At 67.9% G+C, this 16,098-nt stretch carries 15 protein-coding genes; 11 read left to right on the top strand and 4 right to left on the bottom strand.

The features are described from left to right. Positions 1-4 precede the first annotated feature (4 nt). Positions 5-406 carry a YraN family protein gene (locus tag DT343_RS12205; RefSeq protein WP_220116799.1) on the top strand — a complete coding sequence of 134 codons (402 nt, stop codon included), beginning with the start codon at positions 5-7 and terminating at the stop codon, positions 404-406. 12 nt (positions 407-418) lie between these two features. Continuing rightward, positions 419-1,234, top strand: a complete 816-nt coding sequence (locus DT343_RS12200) for a SirB1 family protein (protein ID WP_112863104.1) — start codon at positions 419-421, stop codon at positions 1,232-1,234. Here DT343_RS12200 and DT343_RS12195 read toward each other — a convergent pair. After that, complete coding sequence (locus tag DT343_RS12195; protein ID WP_112863103.1) at positions 1,231-2,487, bottom strand: UbiH/UbiF/VisC/COQ6 family ubiquinone biosynthesis hydroxylase; 1,257 nt, start codon at positions 2,485-2,487, stop codon at positions 1,231-1,233. The genes DT343_RS12200 and DT343_RS12195 overlap by 4 nt on opposite strands. A 140-nt stretch (positions 2,488-2,627) precedes the next feature. On the opposite strand from DT343_RS12195, the gene DT343_RS12190 reads away from it, so the two are divergent. The 9 genes from DT343_RS12190 to DT343_RS12150 all read left to right on the top strand — a co-directional run bounded on the left by DT343_RS12190 (position 2,628) and on the right by DT343_RS12150 (position 13,559). Then, positions 2,628-5,039 carry an FtsK/SpoIIIE family DNA translocase gene (locus DT343_RS12190; RefSeq protein ID WP_112863801.1) on the top strand — a complete coding sequence of 804 codons (2,412 nt, stop codon included), beginning with the start codon at positions 2,628-2,630 and terminating at the stop codon, positions 5,037-5,039. Positions 5,040-5,226: 187 nt separating this feature from the next. Beyond that, on the top strand, positions 5,227-5,910 hold the full coding sequence (locus DT343_RS12185) for a LolA family protein (protein WP_112863102.1): 684 nt from the start codon (positions 5,227-5,229) through the stop codon (positions 5,908-5,910). A gap of 71 nt (positions 5,911-5,981) precedes the next feature. Beyond that, complete coding sequence (locus DT343_RS12180) at positions 5,982-6,533, top strand: hypothetical protein (protein WP_112863101.1); 552 nt, start codon at positions 5,982-5,984, stop codon at positions 6,531-6,533. After that, the gene (locus DT343_RS12175) at positions 6,530-7,210 is read left to right on the top strand and encodes a DUF2459 domain-containing protein (protein WP_112863100.1); all 681 of its coding nucleotides are present in this window, start codon (positions 6,530-6,532) and stop codon (positions 7,208-7,210) included. Before DT343_RS12180 ends, DT343_RS12175 begins: the two co-directional genes overlap by 4 nt. Before the next feature lie 65 nt (positions 7,211-7,275). Further along, positions 7,276-7,728: a 30S ribosome-binding factor RbfA gene (gene rbfA, locus DT343_RS12170; RefSeq protein ID WP_055809765.1), complete on the top strand. Its 453-nt coding sequence runs from the start codon at positions 7,276-7,278 to the stop codon at positions 7,726-7,728. A gap of 43 nt (positions 7,729-7,771) precedes the next feature. Beyond that, on the top strand, positions 7,772-8,701 hold the full coding sequence (gene truB, locus DT343_RS12165; RefSeq protein ID WP_112863099.1) for a tRNA pseudouridine(55) synthase TruB: 930 nt from the start codon (positions 7,772-7,774) through the stop codon (positions 8,699-8,701). A gap of 79 nt (positions 8,702-8,780) precedes the next feature. Beyond that, complete coding sequence (gene rpsO / locus DT343_RS12160) at positions 8,781-9,050, top strand: 30S ribosomal protein S15 (RefSeq protein ID WP_112863098.1); 270 nt, start codon at positions 8,781-8,783, stop codon at positions 9,048-9,050. A gap of 297 nt (positions 9,051-9,347) precedes the next feature. Next, positions 9,348-11,579 (top strand): polyribonucleotide nucleotidyltransferase, encoded by a 2,232-nt coding sequence (gene pnp / locus DT343_RS12155; RefSeq protein WP_112863097.1) that lies wholly within the window; start codon positions 9,348-9,350, stop codon positions 11,577-11,579. Between the two features lie 147 nt (positions 11,580-11,726). Continuing rightward, positions 11,727-13,559, top strand: a complete 1,833-nt coding sequence (locus DT343_RS12150; RefSeq protein WP_112863096.1) for a DUF885 domain-containing protein — start codon at positions 11,727-11,729, stop codon at positions 13,557-13,559. On the opposite strand, the gene DT343_RS12145 is transcribed toward DT343_RS12150, so the two are convergent. The 3 genes from DT343_RS12145 to DT343_RS12135 are packed head-to-tail and all read right to left on the bottom strand — an operon-like array spanning position 13,556 to position 15,830. Further along, positions 13,556-14,464 carry an NAD(P)/FAD-dependent oxidoreductase gene (locus DT343_RS12145; RefSeq protein ID WP_220116708.1) on the bottom strand — a complete coding sequence of 303 codons (909 nt, stop codon included), beginning with the start codon at positions 14,462-14,464 and terminating at the stop codon, positions 13,556-13,558. The genes DT343_RS12150 and DT343_RS12145 overlap by 4 nt on opposite strands. Next, positions 14,461-15,621, bottom strand: a complete 1,161-nt coding sequence (locus DT343_RS12140) for a DUF1176 domain-containing protein (protein ID WP_112863094.1) — start codon at positions 15,619-15,621, stop codon at positions 14,461-14,463. Before DT343_RS12140 ends, DT343_RS12145 begins: the two co-directional genes overlap by 4 nt. Beyond that, a complete protein-coding gene (locus DT343_RS12135; RefSeq protein WP_017506660.1) occupies positions 15,618-15,830 on the bottom strand; it encodes a DUF2945 domain-containing protein in 213 nt (70 codons plus the stop codon). Before DT343_RS12135 ends, DT343_RS12140 begins: the two co-directional genes overlap by 4 nt. Between the last annotated feature and the right edge of the window lie 268 nt (positions 15,831-16,098).

Raw genomic sequence — 16,098 nt, 5'->3', positions numbered from 1 at the left:
ACGCCTGTCTCGTCCCGCGCCGGTCCGTCGCCCCAAGGCGGCGTGGCGTCAGGCGAAGGGCGGGATGGCCTTCAAGTCCGGTCACGCCGCCGAATGGATCGCAGCCTTCTGGCTCATCCTGCGCGGCTATCGCGTTCTCGGCTTCCGTCTGAAGAGCCGGGCCGGCGAGATCGATCTGCTGGTCTGTCGTGGTCGGGTGCTGGCGGTGGTCGAGGTCAAGCGCCGCGCGACGATGGAGGCGGCCCTCCTGGCGCTGAAGCCGGTCCAATACGATCGACTGGTCGCAGCGGGCGAGGCGATCCGACGCAATCGGCCGGGTCTGCAACGTCTGGATTTGAGAATTGATATGGTGGCGCTGGCTCCTTGGCGCGTTCCACGTCATCTTCGCGGCGTCGAGAGGCGCTGACGAGGGGATCGCATGACGCGCGAGGAGGCCGAGGCCGTCCTGACCGCCGCCGGTCAGGCCGAAGACGACGCCTTCCCCCTGCTGGAGGCGGCGATCGCCTGCGCCATCCATGACCATCCGTTGCGTGATCCCGAGCCTGTGCGCGCCCTGGCCCGCAACGCCTGCGAGCGGCTGAAGGAGCGGATCGGCGGCGAAGGTCCCGACGAGGCCCTGGCCGAAACCCTGTGCGCGGACCTGCGGCTGAACGGCGACCTGATCCATTACGACCATCCCGACAACACCGACATCATCGCGGTCGCCGAGCGGCGGCGCGGCCTGTCCGCCGTCCTGGCGGTCTTCTATCTGCACGCGGCGCGCGCGGCCGGCGTCACGGCTGCCGGCGTCGATTTTCCCGGCCATTTCATGGTTCGCGTCGAGACGCCCGAAGGTCCCGTTGCCCTGGACCCGTTCAGCCAGGGGCGGCTGATCCTGCCCAGCGAACTGACCCGGCGCGCGCTTCGCGCCGGTCTGATGCCGCACGTCGCGGATCGGCTGGATATCCTGATGGCGCCGGTGACGGATCGTCAGTCGCTGATCCGGCTGCAGAACGTGCTGTTCAGCCGCGCCATTCGCGGTCGGGATTATGAGGGCGCGGAGCGGTCGGCCCTACGGCGCGCCCTGCTGGATCCGGAGGATCACCGACCGTGGCTCGATGTCGCCTCGGCGCGCGAGAAGCAGGGGGCGCTCGCGGGCTCTCTGGATGCTCTCGCTCGCGCTCAGGGTCTGGACGGCGTCGAGGAGGCGCGGCGATTTACGACCTTCGAACGCGTGCGGATGCAGTTGAACTAGACGACGGCCTCGCCACGCAGCAGGCGAGGCAAGTCGCCTGTCGCGCCGCCCGCCTCCTGCATGAAGGCGCGGCGCAGAGGGCCGATGCGGTTGACCGCCGCCATGCCCAAATCGCGCGCCAGACGCACCGGCGCGATGTCGTTGGAGAACAGACGCACGAAGGCGTCGAAGCCCGCCGCTAGGGCCGCATTGTCAAACCGGCGCCAGCGGGCGTAACGCTCCAGAACGGTTTCCGACCCGATGTCTTCGCCCAGACGCGCGGCCTCGGCCAAAACCTCGGCCAGAGCCGCCGCATCCTTCAGCCCCATGTTCAGACCCTGGCCCGCAACGGGGTGAACGCCGTGCGCCGCATCCCCGATCAGGGCGATGCGCGGCGCGATCAGTTTCTCGGCCAGGCTCAGCGACAGCGGATAGACGAAGCGTGGGCCCTCGACCGTCGCCCCATCAAGAAACTCACCGAACCGCCGCATCAGATGGGCGTGGAAGCCGTCGTCCGAGGCGTCGCGCAACGCCTCGCCCCGCCGCGTCGTCTCGGTCCAGACCAGGCTGGCGCGCTGATCGGTCAGGGGCAGGATGGCGAAGGGGCCGCTTGGCAGGAAATATTCGTGCGCGACATTGCCGTGGTCGCGACCCAACCGCACCGTGGCCACGACCCCGCTCTGGCCATAGCCCCAACCGACGGTTTCGATTCCGGCGGCGCGACGCACGGTCGAGCCTCGCCCCTCGGCGCCGACAACCAGGGGCGCGATCAGGGTCGATCCATCGGCCAGGGTCACGGTCGCCTTGCCCGCATCGGTCGCGACGCTGGCGACAGAAGCCGGGGCCCGCACCGCGATCCCCGCGCGCGTCACCGCCTCGGCCAGGGCCGCACGGATGCGACGGTTCTCGACCATGTATCCCAGCGGCTCGCCCCCGGTGCGCCCGCCGATTTCGTCGGCGTCAAAGCGCAGGAAGGCGGGCGAGGCGGACCGGCTGGCCGCGCCCGGCCGACGCCCGTCCGTCACCAGAATATGATCCATCCGGCAGGCGTGGGGACGCAGGGTTTCGCCCAAGCCCAGCGCGTCCAGCATGAGGAACGTCGAAAAGGCGACGGCGGTCGAACGCCCGTCGAAGGTCGGCGCCAACTGGTGGCTGAAAGGCTGCGGATCGACCATCACGACCTTCAACTGCGCTTGCGCCGCCGCCAGAGCGAAGGCCGCCCCGGTCAGCCCCGCGCCGGCGATGACGATGTCGTAGCGTTCGGTGTCAGCCATCCGAGGCTTGTCGCGCCGTCGCGGCCAAAGGTCCAGAGGACGGTTTGTCCATCGCCAAGGCCAAGCTGGTAAACAGCCCCTTAACCCTGTGGGTGCGACAAGGGCGGTCGAACGTCAGCCGCCGGAAGGTTCGACCCTTCATGTCCACCGCCCTCGTCATCGGCCGTCAGGCCTGGATCAGCGCCCGCATCCTGTGGGACGCGCCCTTCGTAGTGCGGTTCAGAGGTGTGCTGCAGGCCCTATTGGCGACCCTGCTGTTGGTCGCCCTGGTGTCATGGAATCCGGCGGACGCCAGCCTGAATGCGGCCTCAAGCCTGCCGACGACCAACTGGTTGGGCGCGAACGGGGCCCTGTTCGCCGATCTGTTCATGCAATCGCTGGGACTTGCGGCCTGGCCCGCCGCCCTGCTGCTGGTCGCCTTCGGCCTGGCGCGCGCGGTCGGCGATGCGATCCAGCAAAGGCTCAAGCCCACGCCGTTGAAGGCCCTGGCCGCGACCGGCGGGGTGCTGCTGCTGTCCAGCGCGCTCGCCGCCCTGGCCGCGCCCGCCGCCTGGCCGCTCGCCGCCGGTCTGGGCGGTCTGTGGGGCGATGCGGTGACGGGTCTGGCGGCGCGCGGGATCGGCGCCCTGCATATTCCCGGCGGTCGGATCATCGCTGGCGTCATCTTCCTGATCGCCGGGCTGTGGCTCGTCGGTTTCGCCATCGGCCTGCGCGCCATGGATTTTCTGGACGCCCTGCACTGGGGCAAGTCGCTGCGCGCACCCGCGCCGCCTCAGCCGAAGCCCCAGGCCGCCCGCGAAAAGGCGCCCGCCAAGGCCCGAGCGCCCCGCGCCGCCCCACCGGAAGAGGCGCCGCTGGCCCCGACCTATGCAGAAGAGCCGCCTCAGACCGCCTATGACGACCTGCCGCCTTGGGAGGACGACGCCGTCCAGCCCGCGCCCCGGCCGTCGGCCGCCCGCCCGGTCGAGCCGCGTGTCGCCGCGGTCAAGGCGCCCAAGGCTCGCAAGGACGACGTGGACCAGCAGGCCTTCGACTTCGTGCGGCCCGAGGGTGACTTCGACCTGCCGCCGCTGGGCATACTGACAAAGCCGGCCCAGCGCGTCGGATCGGTGGACGAGGACTCCCTGAAACAGAACGCCAAGATGCTGGAGGGCGTGCTGCAGGAGTTCGGCGTGCGCGGCGTGATCGACCAGATCCGCCCCGGCCCTGTCGTGACGCTGTACGAATTGGTGCCTGCGCCGGGCGTGAAGCACGGCCGGGTGGTCGCTCTGGCCGACGATATCGCCCGGTCGATGTCCGCCCGCGCCTGTCGTATTTCCGTGGTCCAGGGCCGCAACGCCATAGGCATCGAACTGCCCAACGCCAAGCGCGAGACCGTCTATCTGCGCGACCTTCTGGCCAGCGCTGAGTACGACAAGAAGGGCCATCTGCTGCCCTTGGCGCTTGGTGAGACGATCGGCGGCGAACCCTATGTGGCCGATCTGGCGCGCATGCCTCACCTGCTGATCGCGGGCACCACCGGCTCGGGCAAGTCGGTGGGGGTCAACGCCATGATCCTCTCGATCTTGTATCGCCACAGCCCGGCCGAATGCCGCTTCATCATGATCGACCCCAAGATGCTGGAGCTGTCGGTCTACGACGGTATCCCGCACCTGCTGGCGCCGGTCGTGACCGATCCGAAGAAGGCCGTCGTCGCCCTGAAGTGGACGGTGCGCGAGATGGAGGATCGCTATCGCCGTATGTCCAAGCTGGGGGTGCGCAACATCGCCAGCTACAACGAACGCGCCCGCGAGGCCCAGGCCAAGGGCGAGCATTTCGAACGCACGGTCCAGACCGGCTTCGACGACCAGGGCCGCCCGGTCTATGAGTCCGAGAAGATCCGCCCCGAACCCCTGCCCTTCCTGGTCGTGGTCATGGACGAAATGGCCGACCTGATGCTGGTCGCCGGCAAGGACGTCGAGGGCGCGGTTCAGCGTCTGGCCCAGATGGCCCGCGCCGCCGGCATCCACCTGATCATGGCGACCCAGCGCCCGTCGGTGGACGTCATCACCGGCACCATCAAGGCCAACTTCCCGACCCGGATCTCCTTCCAGGTCACGTCCAAGATCGACAGCCGCACCATCCTGGGCGAACAGGGCGGCGAGCAGCTGCTGGGCCAGGGCGACATGCTCTACATGGCCGGCGGCGGGCGGATCACCCGCCTGCACGGCCCGTTCGTCGACGACAAGGAAGTCGAGGACGTCTGCAAACACCTGAAGGCCCAGGCCGAGCCCGACTATCTGGATCTGATCACCGACGAACCGGACGGCGACGGCGACAACGGCTATGACGAAGGCGGCGGCGGCGGATCGGGCGACGACCTGTACGATCGCGCCGTCGCCGTGGTCACCCGCGACCGCAAGGCCTCGACCAGCTACGTCCAGCGCCGTCTCCAGATCGGCTACAACCGCGCCGCCTCCCTGATCGAGCGAATGGAGCAGGAAGGCGTGGTCAGCCCCGCCAACCACGCGGGCAAGCGCGACGTCCTGGCCGGCCCGCCGCCGATGGTGTGACGAAAATCGAGGAACGGCTGCGGCTCGGAGCCGTTGTCTGACCCGCTATCGCGTCCAAGCTTCAGCATTTCGATGAACAGGGCTTCATCGCAGCGCCGGAATATGGTCAGGCTCGCGTCATTCCGACGCCAAGCCGACCGGGCAAGACGGCAGGATCGACAACCATCCCGAACGGGAGACGAACTTCATGACCTCGCGCGCCAAGACCGTGGCTATGGCCACATCCGACCTGCACCGCCGCAGCCTGCTGCTGGGCGCCGGCCTGACGACCGGCCTGATCGCGCTGGTCGCCTTCGACGCCGCCCACGCCCAGTCCAACCTGTCGGCTGAGGATCGCGCCGTGGTGCAACAGGCGCAGGGCTATCTGCAGGCCCTGACCTCGGCGCAAGGAACCTTCACCGAAACGGGTCCGAACGGCCAGACGCGCCAAGGCCGCTTCTATCTGCAGCGTCCGGGCAAGATGCGGTTCGAATACACCAACCCCGCCGGTCTGCTGGTGGTGTCGGACGGCTATAATGTCAAACGCTACGATCCGCGCCTGAACAGCTTCCAGCAGGTGCCGCTGGGTCGCACCCCGCTGTCTACCTTCCTGGCGCGTAATGTGCGGCTGGACCAGGGCGTGCGCATCGAGCGCGTGACCCGGATGGCTTCGGGCGCCTTCGCCATCACGGCGCGGGATTCCAACCGCCCGAACGACGGTCAGGTCGTGCTGGCCTTCGCCGGCAATCCGATGCGTCTGCAAGAGTGGACCATCACCGATCCGCAGGGCGCCCGCACCCGGACCCAGTTGACCGCGCTGCGGCCCGCGTCTGGCCTGTCTCCGCGCCTGTTCCAGCTCAGCGATCCGACCCGCCGTCCCGGCCGCAACTAAGGGCGTTCAGTCTAGAGTGTTCTTGAGGGCGGGTGACCATTCCTCAACCCCTGTCCCCCTAGATTCGCCGCATGAGCGCGACCGCCCCGCCATCCGGCGTCCCATCGCTGAAATGGATCGCGGCGGTCGGCGCGGGCGCCTTTGCTCTGTTCATGCTGGGCGCACTGGTAGTCGAACCGGCTCTTAATCGCCTGATCGCGCCGATCGACGCCCCTGTCGGACCTCGTGTGTATGGACAGGTCGTTATCGGGGAAGTCATGCTGTCCGGCCGCTACGTCGCCGCCAAGTCCGACATGGCGCTCGACGTGGACGGCGGCGCGCTGAGCACGACCACGGGCGGCCGCCTGACCTCGGCGCCGCATCGGCTGGTTCAGGCGGATCAGCCGGCCAGCGTCTCCAAAAGTTTCACCGACGCTATGGCCGTGCCGCCGATGGCCCAGATCGAGGTGCGGCGCGTCACGACTGACGAAGACACGCGGCTGTGCGGTGGTCATCCCGTCGGATGGCTGGCCCTGGCCGTGCGGCGCGACGGCTTCGTCCTGATGCCGGTGCGACAGGGACCGCCTCCGGGCGCCCTGCTGTCGGACGACCGCCTGTGCGCCGTGCTGGACCTCAGCCGATGATGCGAGCCCTGGTGCTGGCGGCCCTGGCAGGACTGGCGGCGGCGCTTCTGACCTGGACCCGCCCGGGCGCGATGGATCGGGCGACAGACCCCGTCGTCATTCAGGTGCTCGACAACGGCTTTCACACCGACATCGTCTTACCGCGCGCCGCGCTTGAACGTCGCGGCGGTCCTCTGGCGCTTGCGGTCCAAGCCTTGGCGCCCGGCGACTGGATCCTGATCGGCTGGGGCGATGCGAAATTCTACGTCGATCAGCGCCCGATTTCGGATCGGCTGCCCGACGGGGCGCGCGCCTTTCTGCATCCCGGCAATCGATCGGTGCTGATGCTGGCCCCTCGAGCCGAGGATCCGCGCCTGGCCTATGGCGAAGACAGCGCCGCCCTGACCCTGAGCCGCGCCGCGTTCGACCGTCTGGCCACGCGGGTCGAGGCCTCGCTCGATCTGCCGAACGGCCGGCCGCGCATCGCAGCCCTGCGTCCCGGCGACGACGCGCGCTTCTTCGCCAGCCGCGAGACCTTCTCCATCCTGCATCTGTGCAATCACTGGACAGCCGGCGTGCTGAACGCCGGCGGCGTGGCGATGCGTCCGGTTCCGGCCATCACCTCGGGCGAGGTGATGCGCTCGGTTCGAGCCGCCGAACGGGCGCGAAAACTGGACAGACCTCCGCTGCGGGACTAGACCGCCCGACTTTCGCCTATCCGGCCGGGTCCGATCCCCAGCGGGCGAACAAGAAGGAGAGGCCGATGGCCCACAAGCAACACACCCGCAACGCCTCCGGCCCCGCCGGACCCAGCCAGCGCCAGCTGCGCGCCGGCGAGCTGATCCGTCACGCCCTGGTCGACATCCTGCGCGAGGAGGATATCCGCGACGAGGCCCTGGCCGGGGTGTCCATCACCGTGACCGAAGTGCGCCTGTCGCCGGACCTGAAACACGCCACCTGTTTCGTCGAGCCTCTCGGCGCCGGCGTCGAGGCCGCGCCGACCAATGGCCATGAGAGCGAGATCATCAAGGCGCTGAACGTGCACGCCAAATTCGTGCGCGGCCAGCTGGGCCGTCGCCTGGACATGAAGTTCACGCCCGATCTGAAGTTCCGCCACGACGAAAGCTTCGACGCCGCCAGCCACATCGACCGCCTGTTCGACGACCCCCGCGTCCGCGCCGACCTGGAGCGCCGCGACGACGAGGGCGATCAGTGATCCTCCGGCCTCAAGTAGCGCGAAGCGCGGTAGGCCAAGCATAATGGCCCGCAAGAAGAAGGGCGACATCGTCGACGGTTGGGTCTGCCTGGACAAGCCGTTCGAGATGGGGTCGACCGAGGCCGTCAGCCGCATCCGTCGCCTGTTCAACGCCCAGAAGGCCGGTCACGCCGGAACGCTCGACCCGCTGGCCAGCGGCATCCTGCCCATCGCGCTCGGCGAGGCGACCAAGACAGTGCCGATGATGATGGAGGCGCAGAAGGTCTATCGCTTCACCATCAACTGGGGCGTCTCGACCGACAGCGTGGATCGCGAGGGCGAGATCATCGGCCGCTCCGACGTGCGCCCGACCGTCGATCAGGTGAAGGCCGCCCTGCCGGCCTTCGTCGGCGAGATCGACCAGACGCCGCCGCGCTTTTCCGCAATCAAGGTGGACGGCGCCCGCGCCTATGACCTCGCCCGCGACGGGGTGGAGTTCGAGCTTCAGGCCCGCCGGGTGACAATCCACTCGGCCGAGGTGACGGATGCGCCCGACGCCGACCACGTGGAACTGACCATCCGCACCGGCAAGGGCGTCTATGTCCGCTCGCTGGCCCGCGACCTGGCCGCCGCCCTCGGCGCCGAGGGTCATGTCAGCGCCCTGAGACGCGAGCGCGTGGGGCCGTTCAGCACGCAAAACGCCGTCACTCTGGATTCTCTGGAGGAAATGGTGCATAGGGGCGCCGCCTCGGAAGGCTTGCTTGCCGTCGCGACCGCTCTGGACGACATCCCGGAACTGGCCGTGAATGAACAGGACGCCTTCTCGCTTCGGCAGGGACGCCCGATCGTTCTGCTCCCCCGTCAGGTGGAAACCCTCAAGGATCGTCTTACCGGCGGTTCGCGCACGGTTTCAGCCTTTCAGGGCCAGACCCTCGTCGCGCTGTGTCAGTTGCGGGCCGGCCGGCTAGAACCCGACCGCGTTTTCAACCTCTAGGCCCGCGCCATCCGGCAAGGGCCGAGACCCCACGGCCTCAAGTAGCGCGAAGCGCGATAGGCCAAGAAAGGACTCTACGATGTCGGTTACTGCTGAACGCAAGCACGAGATCATCGCCGATAACGCCCGCTCCGCCGGCGACACCGGCTCGGCCGAGGTTCAGGTCGCGATCCTGTCGGAACGCATCGCCAACCTCACCGAACACTTCAAGACCCACAAGAAGGATAACCACTCGCGTCGTGGCCTTCTGAAGATGGTGTCGCAACGTCGCCGCCTGCTCGACCACCTGAACAAGGTCGACACCGGTCGCTACCAGGCGCTCATCTCCAAACTGGGCCTGCGCCGCTAAGGCGTCGGAACAGTGTAGAATACGCTTTCGAGGCGCGGGCGGTCACGTCCGCGCCTCGTTGTGCAACTAAGCGCTTCCAGGCCAAGTGGCTGCCGGTTGGCCGCCCGGGAAGCGCGACTACAAGACACGACCTGTGCGCCGCAGGACTTACCGGCGCAGCTGCGAGGGCCATGACGGTCCTCTCCCGGTCGTCGCGATGGCGCGGCGGCCTCTGGATCGAAGGACTGAACGCCGACGCATCCGCCCCATGATGGGACCCCGCACGGAATACGCCGTCCGGGATACGAAAGACGAAATATGTTCGACATCAAACGCAAGACGATCGACTGGGCCGGCCGCCCGCTGACCCTGGAAACGGGCCGCATCGCCCGCCAGGCCGACGGCGCCGTGCTGGCGACCTACGGCGAGACCGTGGTTCTGGCCACCGTCGTCTATGGCCGCGCGCCCAAGCCCGGCCTGGACTTCTTCCCCCTGACGGTCAACTACCAGGAAAAGACCTTCGCCGCCGGCAAGATCCCGGGCGGCTACTTCAAGCGTGAAGGCCGTCCGTCCGAGAAGGAAACCCTGGTTTCCCGCCTGATCGACCGTCCGATCCGCCCGCTGTTCGTCAAGGGCTTCAAGAACGAGACCCAGGTCGTCGTGACCGTGCTGCAGCACGACATGGAAAACGACCCCGACGTTCTGGGCATGGTCGCCGCCTCGGCCGCCCTGACCATTTCGGGCGTGCCCTTCATGGGCCCCATCGGCGCCGCGCGCGTCGGCCTGATCGACGGCGAGCTGGTGCTGAACCCCGCCATCGACCTGATCCCGTCCTCGGACCTCGACCTGGTGGTCGCCGGCACGCAAGACGCCCTGATGATGGTCGAATCCGAAGCCAAGGAGCTGTCGGAAGAGAAGATGCTCGAGGCCCTGATGTTCGCGCATTCGGGCATGCAGCCGGTGATCGACGCCATCATCGAACTGGCTGAACACGCCGCCAAGGAGCCCTTCGACTTCCAGGCCGAAGACCACTCCGACGTCGTCGCCTCGATCAAGTCGCTGGTCGGCGAAGACATCAAGAGCGCCTACACCCACGCCGGCAAATACGAGCGCCGTTCGGGCGTCGACGCCGCCAAGAAAGCCGCCGCCGCCAAGCTGGTGAAGACCGACGAGAACCCCGACGGCGTCGACGGTTCCAAGTTCTCGGCCGCCTTCAAGGAGTGCGAAGCCGAAGTCCTGCGTCGCGACATCATCGAGAACGCGCACCGCGTCGACGGCCGCGCCCTCGACAAGGTCCGCGCCATCGTGTCGGAAGTCGGCGTCCTGCCGCGCACCCACGGTTCGGCCCTGTTCACGCGTGGGGAAACCCAGGCCCTGGTCGTCGCCACCCTCGGCACCGGCGAGGACGAGCAGTACATCGACAGCCTGCAGGGCACCTACAAAGAGAACTTCCTGCTGCACTACAACTTCCCCCCCTATTCGGTGGGTGAAGCGGGCCGTATGGGTTCGCCCGGCCGTCGCGAAATCGGTCACGGCAAGCTGGCCTGGCGCGCGATCCGTCCGATGCTGCCGACCAAGGAAGACTTCCCCTACACCATCCGCCTGGTCTCCGAGATCACCGAGTCGAACGGCTCGTCCTCGATGGCCACGGTCTGCGGTTCGTCGCTGGCCCTGATGGACGCCGGCGTGCCGCTGGTCCGTCCGGTCTCGGGCATCGCCATGGGCCTGATCCTGGAGCCGTCGGGCGAGTTCGCCATCCTGTCGGACATCCTGGGTGACGAAGACCACCTGGGCGACATGGACTTCAAGGTCGCCGGCACCTCGGAAGGCATCACCAGCCTTCAGATGGACATCAAGGTCGCCGGCATCACCAAGGAGATCATGAAGCAGGCCCTGACGCAGGCTTCGGCCGGTCGCCTGCACATCCTAGACGAGATGTCCAAGGCCATGGATGCGCCGCGCGCCGAACTGGGTGAACACGCGCCCAAGATCGAAACGGTCAAGATCCCCGTCGACAAGATCCGTGAAGTCATCGGTTCGGGCGGCAAGGTCATCCGCGAGATCGTCGAGAAGACCGGCGCCAAGATCGACATCGGCGATGACGGTACCATCAAGGTCGCCGCCAACGACCAGGAGAAGATCGACGCCGCCAAGGCCTGGATTCAGTCCATCGCCTCGGAGCCGGAAGTCGGAACCATCTACTCCGGCAAGGTCGTCAAGGTCGTCGATTTCGGCGCCTTCGTGAACTTCTTCGGCGCCAAGGACGGCTTGGTCCACGTGTCCCAGATCGCTCTGGAACGCGTCGCCAACCCGGCCGACGTCCTGTCGGAAGGCCAAGAGGTCAAGGTCAAGTTCCTGGGCTTCGACGATCGCGGCAAGACCAAGCTGTCGATGAAGGTCGTCGATCAGGAAACCGGCGAAGACCTGACGGACAAGATCAACGCCGAGCGCGCCGAGCGCGGCGAGGCCCCGCTGTCGGAAGACACCGGCGGTCGTCCCAAGCGCGACGGTGATCGCGGCGGCGATCGCGGACGTCGTCGTCGCGACTAAACGGCTTCGCATCCCAGACTGATGAGGCCCGGCGGAGCGATCCGCCGGGCCTTTTCCTTGGGCGCCGCCAAAGCCTGTCGGGAATTTCACTTGCCGCCCCGGCCCATGCGGTCTCCATTGCCGCATCCAGTTTCGAGAGGCCGTTCCATGTTCGATCGTCGTCGTCTTCTTCAGTCCGCCGCCTTGGGCGCCGGCCTCGTCGCCGTGGGCGGCCCCGCCTTGGCTCGTCAGGCCGGGGCATCTGAGGGCGACGCCGCCGACCAGCTGAAGACCTTCATGGACGCCACGTTCGAGCAGACGCTGGACAAGAGCCCGGAGGTCGTCACCATGTTCGGCCTGGACAAGGGCGACCGCGCCGCCGCCAAGTCCAAACTGACCGTTCCGACACGCGCCGAGGAAGACGACCAGCGCGCCTTTACGCGTCGCCAACGCGCCGAACTGTCCCGCATCGACCGCTCTAAACTCGATGCCCGCAACGCCAACTACTACGACAGCCTGACCCAGAATCTGGACGGGGTGATCGCCACCTACGACATCCCTTACGGCCAGGGCGGCTGGCCCAATCCGTACCGCGTCAGCCAGCAAGGCGGCGCCTATCAGTCCACGCCCGACTTCCTGGCCAACCAGCACACCATCGAGACGGCCGCCGACGCCGACGCCTATGTCGCCCGCGTCAACGCCTTCGCCGACGTGCTGCTGGCCGAGACGGATCGACTGAAGGAAGACTATGCGCTGGGCGTCATCCCGCCCGACTTCATCCTGGCCAAGGCGATCCGCCAGCAGGACGGCGTCCTGGCGACGCCTGCGGCGACCTCGCCCCTGACCCAGTCGGTCGTGGATCGGGCCCGCGCCAAGGGCCTGACCGGCGACTGGGGCGCGCAGGTGGAACGGCTTGTGACCGAGCGGGTCTATCCGGCCCTGGCCGCCCAAAACGCCGTGCTGAAGGCGGCCCAGCCGAACGCCGTGCACGAGGCCTCGGTGCGCCGCCTGCCGCAGGGCGAGCAGTATTACGCCAACAGCCTGCGCTACATCACCACGACCCGGCTGACCGCCGACGAGATCCACCGCACCGGCGTGGAACAGATGGCGGATCTGACGGCGCGCGCCGATGTCCTGCTGAAGGCGCAAGGCCTGACGCAAGGCTCGGTCGCCGAACGGATCAAAGCCTTGGGGGATGATCCCAAATACGTCTACGCCAACACCGACGCCGGCAAGGCCGAGCTGATCGCTAAGCTGAACGCCCAGATGGCCGACATGCAGGCCCGCCTGCCCAACGCCTTCGGCCGCCTGCCCAAGGCTAAGGTCGAGATCAAGCGCGTCCCGCCAGAGATCGAGGCCGGCGCGCCGATGGGCTATTACAACTCGCCCAGCCTGGATGGGACGCGGCCCGGCATCTACTGGATCAATCTGAAGGACACGGCGGAATGGCCGTCCTGGACCCTGCCGACCCTGACCTATCACGAGGCGACGCCGGGCCACCACTTGCAGATCAGCTTGCAGCAGGAGAGCGAGTCGGCGCCGCTGCTGATGAACCTGCTGGGCTTCTCGTCCTACGTCGAGGGCTGGGGGCTGTACGCGGAACAGCTGGCCGACGAACTGGGCGCCTATGAGAACGATCCGGTGGGTCAGATCGGCTACCTGCAATCGCTGATGTTCCGCGCCGCGCGCCTGGTCGTCGACACCGGCATCCATTCCAAGGGCTGGAGCCGCGAAGAGGGCATCCGCTACATGATGGAGGCCTATGGCGATCAGGAAGGCGCGGCGACGTCCGAGGTCGAACGCTATTGCGGCTGGCCGGGCCAGGCCTGCGCCTACAAGGTCGGCCACAACGAATGGGTCCGCCTGCGCGAAAAGGCCAAGACGACCCTGGGGTCCAGGTTTGACATCAAGGGCTTCCACGACACCGCGCTCGCCGCCGGCGGCGTACCCCTGTCGGTGCTGGAACGGATCGTCGACGGCTGGGTCGCGACCCAGGCCTAATCTGCGACGGTCAGGCCGTCGGCCTGGCGCAGGCGATTGTGGATGTCGGTGGCGGCGACGGCGGCTTCGGCGGTCGCGACGGCGATCTGGTTGAGGCCGCGCACCACATCTCCGGCGGCATACAGGCCCGGCACGCTGGTGGCCTGGTGCAGATCGACCTCCAACCGGCCGTCGTCGGCCAGACGCGCGCCCAGCCCCCGGGCCAGGTCGGCGTTCGGCGATGTGCCCAGCGCTGAATAGACCAGGTCGAATGCGCGGCTCTGGCCGGCGTAGCTCAGGGCCGTCACCCGGTCGTTCTCGATGTCGATCGCGTCCAGCGGCGCCAGGATCAGTTCGACGCCCAGCCGTTCCAGTTCGTCACGCCGGCTGAGCGCGTCGGGCGCGCCGATATGGATCAGGGTCACACGGTCGGAATAGGTGCGCATGAAGGCGGCCTCGCGCGCGCCCTTGTCGCTCTGGCCGATGATGGCCACGGCCTTGTCGGTCGCCTCGTAGGCGTCGCAAATGGGACAGATGCGGACCAGCGCCTTTTGCACCGCCGCTTCGACGCCCGGCAGATCCGGATGATGATCGACGACCCCGGTCGCCAACAGGACGGCGCGGGCGCGGACAGCGCGGCCATCCATCTCAGCGACGAAGCCGTCGCCGTCGTGGCTCAGGCGGTGGACGCGACCCGGTTCGACGACCGCGCCATATTCCTCGGCCTGTTCGCGCATGCGCTTCAGGATGTCGGCGCCGGTGATGCCGGCCGGAAAGCCCGGCATATTGTGGCTGAGCGGGATCCAGCAGGCGCGGGGCGCGCCGCCATCCACCACCAGGGTCCGCCGCCGAAAGCGGCCCAGATAGGTCGCCGCCGTCAGACCGGCCGGGCCCGCGCCGATGATCAGAACCTCCGGATCGGTCATCGCGTGCGCCAGCTGACGGGCCAGAGGTCTGACGGCACGCCGGCGCATTCGCCCATCACGCTTTCCTGCGTCAGGGCGAAGCCCTGTCCCGTCCAGGCCCAGGTCTGCGCCGCGCCGCAATCGCCGATGCCCCGCGCCTTGGCGAAGGCCGACAGTGTGCGGGTCTTGGGATCATAGGCGCCGTTGACGGTCGCATTGTCCGGCATGACGGGATCGGAACCCGGCCCTTCCGATCCGGCGAAGATCGCGGGCCGAGGGTCGCGACCGCCCGGTCCTGTCAGATACCAGTTGTGGGTGACGTTATAGGCGCCCGATCCGCAGGGCACGGCCCACAGCTCGGTGCGGGTGTCCAGCCGGGCGGACATGACCATGTCGCTGACGGCTGGCATGGCCGACTCCTTAAGGCAGTCGCCGACCTCGGTGCGAGCGCGCAGTGCGGCGGGCAGGCGCTGGTTCTGATCGCCGAACCCAGCCTGATCGACGGCCGGAGCAGGGGTGACGGTCGGCAGCGGCGGCGCGACCGGAACGAGGGCGGCCGGGCGGTCGCCGCGTCGGATCAGGGCGGTGGGCGTATCCAGACGTCCCTGCTTCTCGTCGATCCACAACAGGGCGGCGGCGGCGCCGTGCAGCGAGACCTCCTGGGTCGAGGCGCCGCGAATGATCATGACCTTGCCCTGGGCCAGGGCGTCGAGAGCGGCGCGGGCGCCTTCGCGGATCTCGCCGATCGGCGCCTCGACGTTGCTCGCGTCGCTGAGCACGGCCGGATAGGCGCGGCCGTCGATCGTCAAGCTGAGGGGTCCGGCGCCCTTGGCCTCGCCGTCGGGCCAATAGCCGAAGAGGATTTGCGGCTGGGCGTCCGGGCCGGGCGCCAGGCTGATACGGACCCAGCCTGCGGCGAACTCTGGCGCAAAGCCGAAGGCCCAGCATGTCCCGTCGTTGCCGCAGGTGGCGCTCCAGTCCCGGAAGGTCTTGGTTTCAGGGCGGATCTGAAGCACCGGCGCGGCGGCGGGCGCAGCCGCGTCGGTGGCCTTGGTCGCAACAGGCGCCTTGTCCGCATCCCTGTCGCCACAACCGGCGACGACGAGCGCCGACACGGCGAGGGCGGACAGGCCTGGGGCTGATCGGGCGACGCCGCGCCACAGGCCGTTCGGGGTCATGCCTTCTTCAACTCCGACGGCTTGTGCGCCGCGCGTGCGCCGGTCTTGGCGCTTTCGACGATATACTCCGGATTATCCTTGGAGGCCGCAACCTTGTGGCCCTTGATCTTGGTCTCCGAGGTGACCTTCTTGACCACCTTGCCGGTCGTGGTGCCCTGGCTGTGGTCCCACTTCACCTTGTCGCCAGCCTTGAACGTCTTTTCTGACATGACGATGACTCCTGCTGTGTCGCTTCCTGTTCAGCGATCAGCCTGCGCATCAGTTCCGCATCGACCACGGGCGGCGCCTCGCAGAAGGTGATGATCCAACGATCCACCAGCTGGCGCTCTTCCTCCGTCATCCTGCCGTCCGTCACTGTTGCCAAGCCAAAGAGAAGTCCGCACCCGCCAAAGGGTTCAGGATGGATCTGCGTTATTCCGGGCGGCGACGACGGGCGGCGGGGTTTGCGCGGGCGCGCGGCCTCGCTATACCGCCGCC

Origin of the sequence: Brevundimonas vesicularis (genome assembly GCF_900445985.1) — a bacterium.
GTDB lineage: Bacteria > Pseudomonadota > Alphaproteobacteria > Caulobacterales > Caulobacteraceae > Brevundimonas > Brevundimonas vesicularis_D.
This window is presented reverse-complemented; position numbering and strand designations above follow the sequence as displayed.